11 protein-coding genes and 1 tRNA gene are annotated in these 12,876 nt (G+C 68.5%); 3 read left to right on the top strand and 9 right to left on the bottom strand.

Going from position 1 to position 12,876, the window contains the following annotated elements; genetic code table 11:
* Window positions 1-1,170: 1,170 nt before the first annotated feature.
* From VHL31_RS10665 to rph, 4 genes are all read right to left on the bottom strand, one after another.
* A tRNA-Ala gene (locus VHL31_RS10665) sits at window positions 1,171-1,246 on the bottom strand.
* A 43-nt stretch (window positions 1,247-1,289) separates the two neighbouring features.
* Complete coding sequence (locus tag VHL31_RS10660) at window positions 1,290-2,240, bottom strand: hypothetical protein (RefSeq protein ID WP_329661191.1); 951 nt, start codon at window positions 2,238-2,240, stop codon at window positions 1,290-1,292.
* The gene (rdgB, locus tag VHL31_RS10655) at window positions 2,237-2,857 is read right to left on the bottom strand and encodes an RdgB/HAM1 family non-canonical purine NTP pyrophosphatase (protein WP_329661190.1); all 621 of its coding nucleotides are present in this window, start codon (window positions 2,855-2,857) and stop codon (window positions 2,237-2,239) included. Before rdgB ends, VHL31_RS10660 begins: the two co-directional genes overlap by 4 nt.
* Window positions 2,854-3,582, bottom strand: a complete 729-nt coding sequence (gene rph / locus VHL31_RS10650; protein WP_329661189.1) for a ribonuclease PH — start codon at window positions 3,580-3,582, stop codon at window positions 2,854-2,856. Before rph ends, rdgB begins: the two co-directional genes overlap by 4 nt.
* A gap of 146 nt (window positions 3,583-3,728) precedes the next feature.
* Between rph and VHL31_RS10645 the strand changes: the two genes are divergently transcribed.
* The gene (locus VHL31_RS10645) at window positions 3,729-4,532 is read left to right on the top strand and encodes a hydratase (protein WP_329661188.1); all 804 of its coding nucleotides are present in this window, start codon (window positions 3,729-3,731) and stop codon (window positions 4,530-4,532) included.
* A 78-nt stretch (window positions 4,533-4,610) separates the two neighbouring features.
* The gene (locus VHL31_RS10640; protein ID WP_329661187.1) at window positions 4,611-5,867 is read left to right on the top strand and encodes an MATE family efflux transporter; all 1,257 of its coding nucleotides are present in this window, start codon (window positions 4,611-4,613) and stop codon (window positions 5,865-5,867) included.
* A 33-nt stretch (window positions 5,868-5,900) separates the two neighbouring features.
* Here VHL31_RS10640 and cueR read toward each other — a convergent pair whose 3' ends face one another.
* From cueR to VHL31_RS10620, 4 genes are all read right to left on the bottom strand, one after another.
* Window positions 5,901-6,293 carry a Cu(I)-responsive transcriptional regulator gene (gene cueR, locus VHL31_RS10635; protein WP_329661186.1) on the bottom strand — a complete coding sequence of 131 codons (393 nt, stop codon included), beginning with the start codon at window positions 6,291-6,293 and terminating at the stop codon, window positions 5,901-5,903.
* Between the two features lie 71 nt (window positions 6,294-6,364).
* Window positions 6,365-8,218, bottom strand: a complete 1,854-nt coding sequence (locus VHL31_RS10630; protein ID WP_329661185.1) for an ABC transporter ATP-binding protein — start codon at window positions 8,216-8,218, stop codon at window positions 6,365-6,367.
* 93 nt (window positions 8,219-8,311) lie between these two features.
* Window positions 8,312-9,436, bottom strand: coding sequence for a Xaa-Pro peptidase family protein (locus VHL31_RS10625; RefSeq protein ID WP_329661184.1), 1,125 nt, complete (start codon window positions 9,434-9,436; stop codon window positions 8,312-8,314).
* A 28-nt stretch (window positions 9,437-9,464) separates the two neighbouring features.
* On the bottom strand, window positions 9,465-10,655 hold the full coding sequence (locus VHL31_RS10620; RefSeq protein ID WP_329661183.1) for a substrate-binding domain-containing protein: 1,191 nt from the start codon (window positions 10,653-10,655) through the stop codon (window positions 9,465-9,467).
* A 135-nt stretch (window positions 10,656-10,790) separates the two neighbouring features.
* On the opposite strand from VHL31_RS10620, the gene VHL31_RS10615 reads away from it, so the two are divergent.
* A complete protein-coding gene (locus tag VHL31_RS10615; RefSeq protein ID WP_329661182.1) occupies window positions 10,791-11,543 on the top strand; it encodes an ATP-binding cassette domain-containing protein in 753 nt (250 codons plus the stop codon).
* A 9-nt stretch (window positions 11,544-11,552) separates the two neighbouring features.
* On the opposite strand, the gene VHL31_RS10610 is transcribed toward VHL31_RS10615, so the two are convergent.
* Window positions 11,553-12,632, bottom strand: a complete 1,080-nt coding sequence (locus VHL31_RS10610; RefSeq protein WP_329661181.1) for a tetratricopeptide repeat protein — start codon at window positions 12,630-12,632, stop codon at window positions 11,553-11,555.
* Window positions 12,633-12,876 lie beyond the last annotated feature (244 nt).

Here is a 12,876-nt window from a genome sequence, read left to right as displayed (position 1 = left end):
GGCGCCGACGCTGGACGGCAGTGATCACCTCGATGCGCGGTGGGGGTCCGTTTGGATCAGAAGCCATGACCTTATCCATAGGCGTATGCCTATGCCTTATCGGCTATCGACCCTGTCCGGTTCAAATGGGGTGCAGTCCAGAAACCTCACCCGAACGTCTCCCGCTCCACCATGTCCTGTCGCGCTATTTCAACGACTATGCTGTCCACCGTCCAAGCGTCGATCAGATCGGCGTCGCGCTGGACCGCTGGAAGGCGTTCTTCGGCTCGGATGCCATGGTGATAGCAGTCTTGGACCGACGGCGCCGCGCTGAGTTCGTCCAGTGGCTCCAGCACATCGAGTTCACCCGGAAGAGGCGCAATCCCGGGACTGGTGAAATGGGCGAGGTGAGTCGGCGTTTATCGGCCTCCACCGTCCGCCGTGCGGTCGAGCAAGGCAACGCGGCCCTGCAGTGGGCCAAGAAGGAAGGGCTGCTGAGCCGCTTTGAGCCTGTGCCCCTACCGGAGAAAGGGCAACCGCGAACCTATGCGCCGACGCTGGCCGACTTCGTGAAGCTGTGGGACGCGACTGACGCCTCGAGACTGCGCCTGTTCATCGCCTTGCTGGTTCACACCATTGGCAGGCCTGAGGCTCTCCTAGAGCTGACCTCTTGGCAATGTGACTACGACCAGGGATCGATCAGCCTAAACGCGGAGGGCCGACAGCAGTCGAAGAAGCGGCGGCCGACGATCCCGATGACGGACGGCATCCGCCCGTGGCTACTGGCGGCACCGAGAGGCCGGCTGATCCAGCACAAGGGCAAGCCAGTGAAGTCGCTGATCGGCATCTGGAGGTTGACGGTGGAAGCGGCCGGGCTCGACCCGCGCTTCACGCCCAAGACCGTGCAAAAGCTGATGACGAGGGAGCTGCGCAAGCGTGGCGTCTCCCTTGATCTGATCGGCCCTTACAAGGGCAACACCAATCCACTCAATCGAGTGGCGGAGGCTCACTATGGATGGGTAGACGTCGACCTGTTGAAGCCGGTCGCGAAGGCGATCGATGAGCTCTGGAGAGAGATCGGCGAGATGGCCGTCCAGCCGATCTCCCCAGAAGCTACGCTCACAACCCCTGAAAACGCGCGTTCCAATCACGTTCCAGGTGGGACCTTCAAGGCTGCTAACCCCTTGAAGTTGGTGGAGCCGATCGGGATCGAACCGACGACCTCGACGGTGCAAACGTCGCGCTCTCCCAGCTGAGCTACGGCCCCGCTCCGGCGCCTATATGGCGGTCCCGAAGCCTTCGGGCAAGCGTCACGGACGCGCGGCCGAACCGATAGGGGATGGAAGCAGCATTTCGGTCAGCTCGTCGACCTCGTCCAGGTCGCGAACCTGCAGGCGGCTGCCGGCGGATCGCAGCCGGCCAGTGGCGAGCATAGCGGCCAACGCCTCTCGATCCAGCCAGACCGTCCGTTCCAGTCCTGCCTCCACCTCGACCGCGGCCAGATCGGCCCCCTCGCGCAGCCGCAATCCGTCGATCAGCCGCTCCACCGCGCGCTCCTTGGGCGACAATCGTTTCAGCCGGCCACGGCCATCCCTTCCAGCATCCAGCTGCTGGCGCCAGCGATGGCACCGGCCGGCCCGCCACCACCACCAGCACGAAGGGCCGGACCAGCGCCCGTAGATGCCGGGTCCTACCCCCATGATCGCTCCGCCGCGCCGCGCATCGAGCAGCCATCTGGCTTCGTGGCCCGGCAGCGCCCAGTTGGCAGCCTCGTAACGGCGAAAGCCCAGGGTCCGGGCCGCCAGATCGAAGCGAAGGCGTTGATCAGGCGGGACCGCAAGCCCAGGACGCAGGGCCAGGTGGACCACGCCATGCTCCAGCAGCCGGCGCAGCCGCTGCAGTTGATCGGCCGCGGCGAGGTCGGCCCGGCCAAGGTCGACCGCCTGCAACTCGCCTGGTGCCAGCCTGGCCGACGGGCTCGCATGTCGGGTGGCACCGAGCGCCTTGGCGGCTTCCTTTCCGGTAGCTTGCCCATACCAGGTGATCTCGGCATCGCTGGTCAGCCGGCCATCGCCTTCCAACAAGGCGCGGAGATCTCCCATCGGTCCGGCTTCGGCGCCATGGAGAGCATCGACGAGCATGGTCGCAAAGCGCGCTTCGGGACAGGTCGCCAAGGTCCGCCGGACGGCCTGCCCGAGCAGGTCGAGGCCGGTGTCGGACCGGTCGACCCGCAGGACGAGGCCGGCGCGGCTACCGTTCATGTCTGATTGAAGCAGCGTTCCTTCAGCAAAGCGAAGGCGCGGGTACGATGGCTCAGCGCGTTCTTGGTCGCCGGCGCCATCTCCGCGAAGGTCTGGACTTGGCCATCCGGCACAAAGATCGGATCGTAGCCGAACCCGTGGCTTCCCCGCGGTTGCGGCACCAGCATGCCCGTCACCTTGGCTTCCACCACCTCGTCATGTCCATCCGGCCAAGCCAGGCACAGGCAGCTCACGAAGGCAGCCGACCGGTCGGCTGCCTCGAAGCTTCCAAAGCGCTGGACGAGCTCGCCGACGACCCGCGCCATGGCTGGGCGGAAGTCCTTGCCGGGTCCGGCCCAGTTCGCGGAGTAGACTCCCGGCGCCCCGTCCAACCCGTTGCAGGCGATGCCGCTGTCGTCGGCCAGGGCAGGCAGGCCACTGGCCTTGGCCGCCGCATGCGCCTTGATCCGGGCGTTGCCGACGAAGGTCGTCTCGGTCTCGTCCGGCTCGGGCAGGCCGAGTTCGCCCGCCGTCACCAGCTCCACCGGATGGCTGCCCAGCAGGGCGCGCAGCTCGGCAAGCTTGCCCTTGTTGTGAGTCGCCACGACCAGGCGCGGCTCGGTGAAGCGGCGGGTCATGCCAGGCCTGCCGCGGCGAGTGCGGCCATCTGCGCCTCGACCAGCTGCCGCACGCCCTGCTCCGCCAGGATCTGCAGTTCCGCGATCTGGGCCAGTTCCAGCGGCGCGTCCTCGGCGGTGACCTGCAGCTCCACGACCTTGCCGGACGCGGTCAGCACGAAATTCGCATCCGCCTCCGCCCCGCTGTCCTCGACATAGTCGAGATCGAGCAGGGCCTGCCCCTTCACCAGCCCGCAGGAGATGGCCGCGACAGGCTCGCGCAACGGCAGCTTCGGCAGGTCGCCCTTCTTCACCAGTTTCTGCAGCGCCTCGTGCAGCGCCACATAGCCCCCGGTGATCGACGCGGTCCTGGTCCCGCCATCCGCCTGCAGCACGTCGCAATCCACGACGATCTGCCGCTCGCCCATCGAATCCACCAGTGCGACCGCGCGCAGCGAGCGGCCGATCAGCCGCTGGATCTCCATGGTCCGCCCGCTCTGCCGCCCCTTGCCGACCTCACGAGCCGTGCGGGAGTGGGTAGCCCGCGGCAGCATGGCGTACTCCGCCGTCACCCAGCCCTTGCCGGTGTTCCGCAGGAAGGGCGGCACCCGTTCCTCGACGGTAGCGGTGCACAGGACCCGCGTATGGCCGAAGCTGACGATGCAGGAGCCTTCCGCATGGCGGTTCACGCCGATCTCGATCGCCACCGGCCTGAGCACATTCGCCTGCCGACCATCTGTCCTCATCTGCCCATCGTCCTTGCTTGCTCCGGCGCGGCCAGCGACGGCACGCTCTTCGGCCGGCGCGATGGCACGCCTGGGCTGTCGGAGGCAAGGACAACGAGCCGCGCCGGCTGCTATGTTCGCGGCGACCGGACCAGAAGGGAACGCCCATGACCGCCGACGCCGCCATGCAGGCCGCCGCCGACCTCCTGTTCCGGTGCTGGCAGGAAGGGTGGAAGCTCCCGGCGCTGCCGGACGACATGCAACCCAGGACCCGGGCGGATGGCTACGCGGTTCAGGCATTCCTCGAGCATCGCAGCACGTCGCCCCTGTTCGGCTGGAAGATCGCCGCCACCAGCTTGGCCGGCCAGGCGCATATCGGTGTCGATGGACCGCTGGCCGGGCGCATCCTTCAGGAGCGCGTGGTCGAGCCGGGCGGCACGATTTCCCTGAAGGGCAACCTGATGAAGGTGGCCGAAGCCGAGTTCGCCTTCCGCATGGTCGAGGACCTGCCACCACGTCCGGCCGACTATACGGTCGAGCAGGTGATGGCCGCTGCCGGCACGCTGCACCCGGCCATCGAGGTCCCGGACTCCCGCTACGAGGATTTCGTGACGGCGGGCGAAGCGCAGCTCCTGGCGGACGATGCCTGCGCGCATCTGTTCGTCCTGGGCGAAGCCACGAAAACAGACTGGCGTTCGGTCGATCTGGTCGGCTTTGCGCCGCAGGCCGTCGTCCGCCGGAGCGGGCAGGTCGTGATGGACCGAACGGGCAGCGGCGCCAACGTTCTGGGCGATCCCAGGCTGGCGCTGACCTGGCTCGCCAACGAGCTGTCCAGGCTGGGCATCACCTTGCGTGCCGGGGAGGTCGTGACGACCGGGACCTGCATGGTCCCGCTGGCCGTGGAGGCCGGCGACCAGGTGCATGTCGACTTTGGCGAGCTGGGGCAGGTCCAGGTCGGTTTCTCGAACTGACCCCCCGGGAGCGGCGTCATTCCCACCAGGCACTATCTTCGTGAGCTGGCGGGGCTGACCCGGCTGGCTTTCCCGATCGTGTGCGGCCTGTCGGCCTTCGCGCTCCTCAACAGCACCGATACGGCGATCGTGGCGCCACTCGGAACCGACGCCGTGGCGGCGCTGGGCCTGGCCAGCGCCGTCTGGCTCCTGACCTACGGGAGCGTCTACGGCGCGCTCAGCCCGATCAGCATTGCCGTTGCCCGCGCCCATGCCGGCCAGGATCTCCGGGCGATCGACCGCATCCTGCGGGCCGGGCTCCTGCTGGGTGCCGCCATGGGCATGGTGGCCGCCGTCGTCGTGATCCTGCTCTATCCGGCCATGCCTTGGCTGGGCCAGCCGGACGAACTGCTGGCCATGGTGTTCGGCTACTGGATCACCCTGGCCCTGTCGCAGATCCCGATGGGCCTGCTGGAGATGACGCGGGAGACCTATGCCGCGATCGACCGGCCCTGGACCGGCGTGGCGCTGGGGAATGTCGCGGTGGTGCTCAACGTCCCGCTCAGCATCGTGCTGGTGCATGGTGGCCTTGGACTGCCAGCACTCGGCCTCTTAGGTGCCGGGATCGGCACGCTGGCCGCGATGATGGTTGGGGTCATCGTGGCGTTGGCCAAGCTCAGGCGTGATGGCCTGCTTCCAGGCGGCACGCCGCTGCAGGACATCCTCGCCGAGGCCAGGAGGCTGCTGCTGCCATGCCTGGGTGCCGGGGTGCAGTACCTGGCCGAGGCCAGCGCGTTTTCCGGCGGCATGCTGCTCATCGGCCTGCTCGGGCCCGTGCCGCTCGCCGCCAGCCAGATCGTGCTGTCGGTCGCCACCCTGGTCTACATGCTGCCGCTCGGCATCGCGGTGGCGGCAGGCCTGCGGCTAGCCGGCGCGCTCGGCGCCGACGAGACGACCCGCCTGCGCCCGATCGCGGTCACGACGCTGCTGGGCACCAGCCTGTGGATGGGTATCACGGCGCTGGTGTTCGTGCTGGGCGGCAGCGCCTTCGCCGGATGGTTCAGCGACGATCCGGCGGTTCTCGTCCTGGCCGCACAACTGTTCGGGCTGGTGGCGCTGATGCAGCTGGCGGATGGCCTGCAGTCGGTGGCGGTCGGCGGGTTGCGCGGCCTGAACGACGTGCGCGTCCCCACAATCGCGACGGTGGTCGGCTACTGGGTCCTGTCACTGCCGATCGGCTGGGGCCTGGCTTTCCCGCTGGACCTGGGGGCTGCGGGCATCTGGATCGGGTTCTTCATCGGCCTGTCGGTCGCCGCCGCCGTGCTGGTGCCCCGGCTGCTGGCCCGGACCGGATAGCCGGCCGGGCGCGATCCGCTCGGAACCATGCGGTCAGTTCGACCGGGCCAGATTGTCCAGGATCGCGCAGTCCTTGCGGTCGTCGCCGGCGCAGCGATCGGCCAAGGCCGACAAGGTCGCACGGATCGACATGAGCTCGCCGATCTTGCTGTCGATCTGGGCGATGCGCGCCAGGGCCAGCGCCTTCACTTCGGCAGCGCTCCGGTCGCGCGCCCGGTAGAGCGCCAGGAGGTCCCGGCAGTCCTCGATCGAGAACCCAAGCGAGCGCGAGCGCTGGATGAACAGGAGCATCTGCACGTCGGTCTCGTCATAGTCGCGATAGCCGCTGATGCGCCTGGCCGGCTTGTCGATCAGCCCGATCTGTTCGTAGTAGCGGATGGTCTTGGCTGGCAGGCCCGACCGCTCCGCCGCCTGTCCGATGTTCACCGCCCGTCCTCCGCGCGTGATAGCCCTTCGCCACCATGTCGCCACGAGAACTGCCGAACGCAAGGTTCGGCTCAGGCCGCGATCCGTGCCGGCACGGACGGCTGTTCCCATTCCGCCCCCCAGACCTGGACGACATGGCCAGGCGAAACCTCGCGGTACTGGCGGCGCGGCGGCTCGTAGTCGGGTGGGCGGACCGGGCTCTTGATCTCGTCCACGGCGACGTCCCGCCGCTCGTGGCGCCTTGCAGGATCCGCCACGGGCACCGCGGAGAGCAGCTTCTTCGTGTAGGGATGCTGCGGATTGCCGAACACGGCCGAGCGCGGGCCGATCTCGACGATCTCGCCGAGATACATGACCGCGACGCGATGGCTGACCCGCTCCACCACCGCCATGTCGTGGGAGATGAACAGGTAGGCCAGACCGAACTCCGCCTGCAGGTCGAGCATCAAGTTGATCACCTGCGCCTTGATCGAGACGTCCAGGGCCGAGACCGATTCGTCGGCGACGATCACCTTTGGCTGCAGGGCGAGAGCCCGGGCGATGCAGATGCGCTGCCGCTGGCCGCCCGAGAACTCGTGCGGCAGGCGGTCGGCCATGTCCGCCTGGAGGCCCACCCGCTGCAGGAGGTCCGCGACCCTGGCACGCGCCTCCGCCGGGCGGGCAAGACCGTGCGCCAGGATCGGTGCGGCGATGGCCGCCCCCACGCTGCGGCGCGGGTTCAGGCTGCCGAACGGGTCCTGGAAGATCATCTGCATGGAACGCCGCATCAGGCGCAGCCCCGGCTTGTCCAGGCGCCGGACATCCTGCCCGTCCACCAGGATCGAGCCGTCCAGCGGCTCGATCAGCCGCATGATCGAACGTCCCGTCGTGGACTTGCCGCAGCCGGACTCGCCGACCAGCGCCAGGGTCTCGCCGGCCCGCAGGTCGAACGACACGTTCTCGACCGCGTGGACGCGACCGGTGACCCGCCCGAACAGGCCGGTGCGGATGTCGAAGCGCGTGATCAGGCCGCTCACCTCGAGCACCGGCCGCGTGCCGGGTTCGATCGTGGTCCCGGTCTCGACCGGGACGTCCGACAGCCCGGTGGCCGTGTCGACGACCGGGAAGCGCATCGGCCGTGTACGCTCGCCCATCTCGCCCAGCTTCGGCACGGCCGCGAGGAGGGCCCGCGTATAGGGCCGGGTCGGCCGCTGGAAGACGTCCAGCGTCGGGCCACTCTCCACCACCTCGCCGCGGAACATCACCACGGTCCGGTCCGCGATCTCCGCCACCACACCCATGTCGTGCGTGATGAACAGCACGGCCATGCCGTTCTCGTCCTGCAGCTCCTTGATGAGTTGCAGGATCTGCGCCTGGATCGTGACGTCCAGTGCGGTGGTCGGCTCGTCGGCGATCAGGAGCTTGGGCTGGCAGGCCAGTGCCATGGCGATCATCACGCGCTGGCGCATGCCGCCGGAGAAGCGGTGCGGGTACTCGTGGAAGCGGGACTTGCCCGCCGGGATGCGCACCCGCTCCAGGAGGCGCAATGTCTCAGCCTCGGCCTGGGTCCGCGACATGCCGCGGTGCTGGACCAGCGCCTCGGCGATCTGGAAGCCGATCGTGAGCACCGGGTTCAGGCTCGTCATCGGCTCCTGGAAGATCATCGCGATGTCGTCGCCGCGAATCGCGCGCATGTCGCGCTCGGGCAGGCCCAGCAGTTCCTTGCCCGCGAGCTTGACGCTGCCGGTGATCCGCCCGGCCTGCTTGGGCACCAGCTGCATGATCGACAGCGCGGTGACGCTCTTGCCCGAGCCGGATTCGCCCACGATGGCCACCGTCTCCCTGGGCGCCACGTCGAAGGCCACGTCGCGCACCACGCTGCGCCATTGGTCCTCGACGCGGAACGAGGTGGAAAGGTTGGAGACGGATAGGATGGGGACGGTCATCGGCGGGAGGGCTCCGATGGTTCGATGATCACGCAGGGCGGCCACAATGATGACAGCCACCGTCCGCCGCGTCCACGCCAGCCGAGTGGCCCCTTAGGCGTCGATGGCCATCACATGCTCGAACGGCGCCATCGGCTCGCAGCCGGAGGCCGTCACCCGCAGCATGTACTCCGACCGCACGCCGCCGATCTCCGGGTCGTAGGCGCCCGGCTCCACCAGCACGACCATGTCTTCCCGGAATTGCGTCGTCTCGTAAGGTACCAGGCGCGGCCATTCATGCACGGCCGTGCCGATCGAGTGGCCGCTATGGTGCGGGTAGGCATAGCCGGCCTTGCCAACGAAGCCGCGGATCGCCCGGTCGAACGTGTCGATCGCCAGGCCCGGCCGGATCATCTCGATGGCCAAGCTCAAGGCATCCTTGGAGGTGCGGAACAGCCGCTCGTGCCCCTTGCGCGGCTTGCCCACGACAGTGACGGCGCAGCAGTCGCCCCAGTAGCCGCCGACCCGCGGCGCCAGGTCCGCCATGACCGGGTCGCCCGGCTCGATCACCCGGTCGGTCGGCCAACCCGTGAAGCCGGCGGTTCGCGCGACACCAGAGATGAAGTCGCCGGTGAACGGCACCCGCTCCCCGGCGAACTCCTCGACGGCACAGCGGATGTCCGCAAACACCGCGAGTTCCGTCCGCCCCGGCCGCAGCGCCTTCAGGAAGGCCGCCTGTCCCAGCGCCGCCGCATCCGCACAGCGCTGCAACGCCACGAGCTCGGCAGCCGTCTTGGTCGCCCGCGCCCGATCGAGCCCGGTCACCATGTCGATGGCCGGATCCACCTCCAGGACGTCCGTCAGCGCCGCCGGAAAGGAGCGCGGATCCGCAGCGACCTTTCCGTTCACGCCCAGTCGGGTCACCAGATCCCGGACGGCATGGCGGTAGTTCGCCACGTAGGGCGCTGCGTGCTCGAACCCGAACCCTTCATAAACGACACGCTCGGCCACCCAGGCCTTTTGGGCAGCACCGGCCTCGACATTGGCGGCCACCAGCCCGGCGGTCCCGTCCTTGCCGACGATGGCCAGGGTGGGACCGCCGGCGAACGGCGACGGACCGGCCTCGACCGGCACCACGTGGCCGGTCGCATAGGCCACGGCATCCGGGCTGGTCAGCACCGCCCAGTCCGCACCCGCTTCACCGATCGCGCGCGCCGTCCGTTCCAGCCGCTCGTCCATCCCGTCCTCCGCCTTGGTCCTGTTCCCGTCAGCCGCAGGGATTGGGCGTGCTTGCGAAGTCGTAGCCGGGCGAGCCGGCACCCTTGCGGAAGTAGCCGTCCAGCATCTGCTCGCTGATCGGGTCGCTCGGCGGCACCGGGAAGATCGAGCCGGACTCGACCGTCATGCAGGGTGCCGCCCACTTGTCGAGATCCTCCTGCTTGATCTCCGGCACCGGCACGATGATCGTGTTCACGAGCGGCTGCTGGCCTTCCAGGAGCCTCGTCGCGGCACGATAGGTGTTCTGCGCGGCCACGGTCGGCAGGATGGCGCCGCCATAGAACTTGAACGTGTCCTTGTGCTCCTTCCAGTAGCCGAGCGCGTCGCCCGACATGGAGCCGGTGACCAGCGGGACCGGCCGGCCGGCTTCCTCGAACGCTTCGGCGACCACGCGGGTCTCGCTGCCGGTGGTCCACACCGCGTCGATCTGCGCCGGGTTCGTGGCGAGCGTCTGCAGCACGACGCTCTTGGTGACGTTGGCGGTCCAGTTGCCGCTCACCATGCCGACGATGGTGATGTCCGGATGCTCCTTGAACGCGCGCTCGCCGCCGCTGTTCTCCTGCGCGACGATCGGGCTGCCGGGAATGCCTTCCACCATCAGGACGTTGCCGGGCCCGTTCAGGTAGGCGGCCACGCCCTTGCCCATGTTGTAGCCCCAGACATTGTGGTTGTGCTGGATGTTCAGGGCATAGGGGCTGGTCACGGCGCTGGCCGTGGTCACGACCGGAATGCCGGCCTTGTAGGATGCCTCGATCACGTCGTTCAGCGCGGTCGACGAGCCGGCGATCATGGTGATGACGCTGCAGCCCTTGTCCATGAACGCGCGGATCTGGGCGATCTGCTGGGTCACGTCGCCGTTCGAATCCGACATTTCGAACTCGGAGACCAGGCCCGCCGTCTTGGCACCCTCGACGAGCCGCTTGAGCTCGTTCGCCATGTTCACGCGCCAGGGATTGCCCATGTAGGATTCGGAGTGGCACCACTTCCAGGGCTTCGACGGCATCTTGAAGTCGTCATAGGCCGAGGGGCCGACCGGGATGCCGTCCGTGTAGAGCGCCTGGAGTTCCTGGGGCAGGTCGCTCAAGGACTGGGCCGCGGCCGGACCGGCTGCCGCCGCAGCCAATGCGGCCGATCCCAAGGCCATCATCAAGGCCTGGCGTGACAAGGCGATCGTCATCATTCGTCCCCCTGGCCGGTCTTGTAGCTGCACCGGCTCTCGTCATGAAAACGATAACAGGGCCCACTTGCGCCTGCCAGCGCAAAGCTTTACGGCCGAATCGGGGCTGCCGGAGAACGGCAGGGAGGGGAGAGCGGATTGGCGACGGCGATGCTGACGATGTCCAGCGTCACGAAGCGCTATGGCGAGACGATGGCGCTTGCCGATGCCGATGTCGCCTTCGCCCCCGGCCACGTCCACACCATCCTGGGCGAGAACGGCTCGGGCAAGAGCACGCTGGTGAAGCTGCTCTCCGGCGTGGTCAGGCCCACTGCCGGGGAAATTAGCCTGGACGGCCGCCCGATCGAGCTGGGTCGACCCGTCGACGCGCACCGGCTAGGGATTTCCACCGTGTTCCAGGAAGTGCTCCTGGCACCCGAGCGAAGCGTCCTCGAGAACATCTTCATGGGCTTCGACGGGCTGCTGACGTTCCGGCTGAGCAAGGCGGAACGGCGCTCCAAGGCATCGGCCGCCCTCGCCTCGATTACCCGCACGCCGCTCGACCTGGACCAGCCGGCAGGCAGCATGCCGCTCGCCCAGCAGCAGCTGATCGTCCTGGCCCGCTCGCTGGTGCGCGATCCGCGCATCCTGATCCTGGACGAGGTCACCGCCGCCTTGGACTTCGGCGACCGGGACGTCCTGTTCGGCGCCATCCGTGCCTTCGTCGAGACGGGCCGCCTCGCCATCTTCATCTCGCACCGCATGGACGAGGTCCGCCGCCTGTCCGACCGCGTGACGGTGCTCCGGAGCGGCAGGGTCGTGGAAACACTGGAGGCCGGCCAGATCACCGGCCCACGCCTCCTGTCGCTCATGCTGCCGGACACCCGCATCCCCGTCGGGCACCACGTCTAGCCGGAGCGGTCATTCCACCGGGCTCAGCCAGCGCCGATGGACCCATCCCGCCGCGGCATCGGCGCGCGCGATCCGGTACCAGTCATCGTCCTGGCCACTGGTCTGGACGATCTCCCCTTCGCTGAGGAAGCCGACACGGTCGAACGACGTGCCGGGCCCGGCCCGCAGGCTCACCGCCCCGACCACGCGGAAGCTTTCGACCGATGGCCCGGCGGCTGGTTCGGCGGCAACCGGCGCCGTCGCGATTATGGAGGTCTCGGGCACCTTCGGTTCCGGCGCCGAGAGCACTTCCATCGGCGGGGGCGCCGTCACTGGCATCGGCGGGGGCGCCGTCACGGGTGGCACAGGTGGCGCCAACGGCTGGACCCGATCAGGCGGTGGGGTGTCCTCGACGGCAGCGACCACATCCGCCGGAGGGTCTTGCTCGGGTGCATCGGGGGGCGGCGGCTGGACAGGCGCCACCGTGGCCATCGCCGCGGCTGGCCCGGCCGGGGCGCCGCCTGCCGCCGGCTCGGCCGGAGGACCCTCCAGGGCGGCCAGTGCCCCGCTCGCCGCCGGATCGTTCGGCTGGAGCATCAGCACGTGGCGCAGGTCCGCCGCGGCGCCGACCAGGTCGTGCATCTCGACCCTGAGCAGGCCGCGCTGCCGCAGTGCCAGGATATCGTCCGGATCGATCAGGAGAGCCTGGTCGTAGTCGTCGAGCGCCCGGTCCCGATCCCCGTTCGCGACATGCCGCAGGCCGCGCTGCACATAGGCATGCGCCAGGTTGCCGTCGACATTGGCCGTCTGGGGACCGAGCTGCCTCGCCTTCAGATATTCCGCGATAGCCTCGTCATAGCGGCCGGCCTTGGCCAGCGCGGCGCCACGATTGTTCAGCACGACGGCCATCTGATCCTGTGTCAGCTCTCCCGACCCGATCGCCAGCCCGAAGGCCTCGGCCGCCGCCTGGAAATCACCGGCCTGATAGGCCCGATAGCCGGCCTGGACATCGTCGATCGCCGAAGCAGCCGCCGGGCCGGTCGGAAGCGCCAGCACGCCTGCCAAGGCCATGACCGTGAGCAGGGAGCGCACAGGATTTCGCAGCGTCATGCGCTGCGCCTCCTTCCGGACGTTCGGCATGTGGCTTTGCGATCTGCGTGACGATCCGGTCATCCTGCTTCTTCTAGGTCCGCCTTCCCGACATGGGACAGGCATGGGACGAGCCGCCTGCCCGTTCGCGCGATTGTTCGGTCATCCGTCCCCGGCGCGGCAAGGGTCCGGGTCGTCGCATGGGAATGCAGGCCCAGCAGTCCGGCGCATCTGCCGATCTTCGGGCTTGTCCTGGCGACGAACT

The sequence above is a fragment of the Geminicoccus sp. genome (genome assembly GCF_036263595.1).
Taxonomy (GTDB): Bacteria; Pseudomonadota; Alphaproteobacteria; order Geminicoccales; family Geminicoccaceae; genus Geminicoccus.
The sequence above is the reverse complement of the archived record's forward strand: the minus strand, read 5'-3'. Positions and strand labels throughout refer to the sequence as shown.

Coding starts and splice junctions, on each gene's coding strand:
- VHL31_RS10625 (WP_329661184.1), bottom strand. CDS start 9,436: ATGGACGAGCGGCTGGAACGGACGGCGCGCGCGATCGGTGAAGCGGGT.
- rph (WP_329661189.1), bottom strand. CDS start 3,582: ATGAGGACAGATGGTCGGCAGGCGAATGTGCTCAGGCCGGTGGCGATC.
- VHL31_RS10660 (WP_329661191.1), bottom strand. CDS start 2,240: ATGAACGGTAGCCGCGCCGGCCTCGTCCTGCGGGTCGACCGGTCCGAC.
- VHL31_RS10620 (WP_329661183.1), bottom strand. CDS start 10,655: ATGATGACGATCGCCTTGTCACGCCAGGCCTTGATGATGGCCTTGGGA.
- VHL31_RS10645 (WP_329661188.1), top strand. CDS start 3,729: ATGACCGCCGACGCCGCCATGCAGGCCGCCGCCGACCTCCTGTTCCGG.
- VHL31_RS10630 (WP_329661185.1), bottom strand. CDS start 8,218: ATGACCGTCCCCATCCTATCCGTCTCCAACCTTTCCACCTCGTTCCGC.
- rdgB (WP_329661190.1), bottom strand. CDS start 2,857: ATGACCCGCCGCTTCACCGAGCCGCGCCTGGTCGTGGCGACTCACAAC.
- VHL31_RS10610 (WP_329661181.1), bottom strand. CDS start 12,632: ATGACGCTGCGAAATCCTGTGCGCTCCCTGCTCACGGTCATGGCCTTG.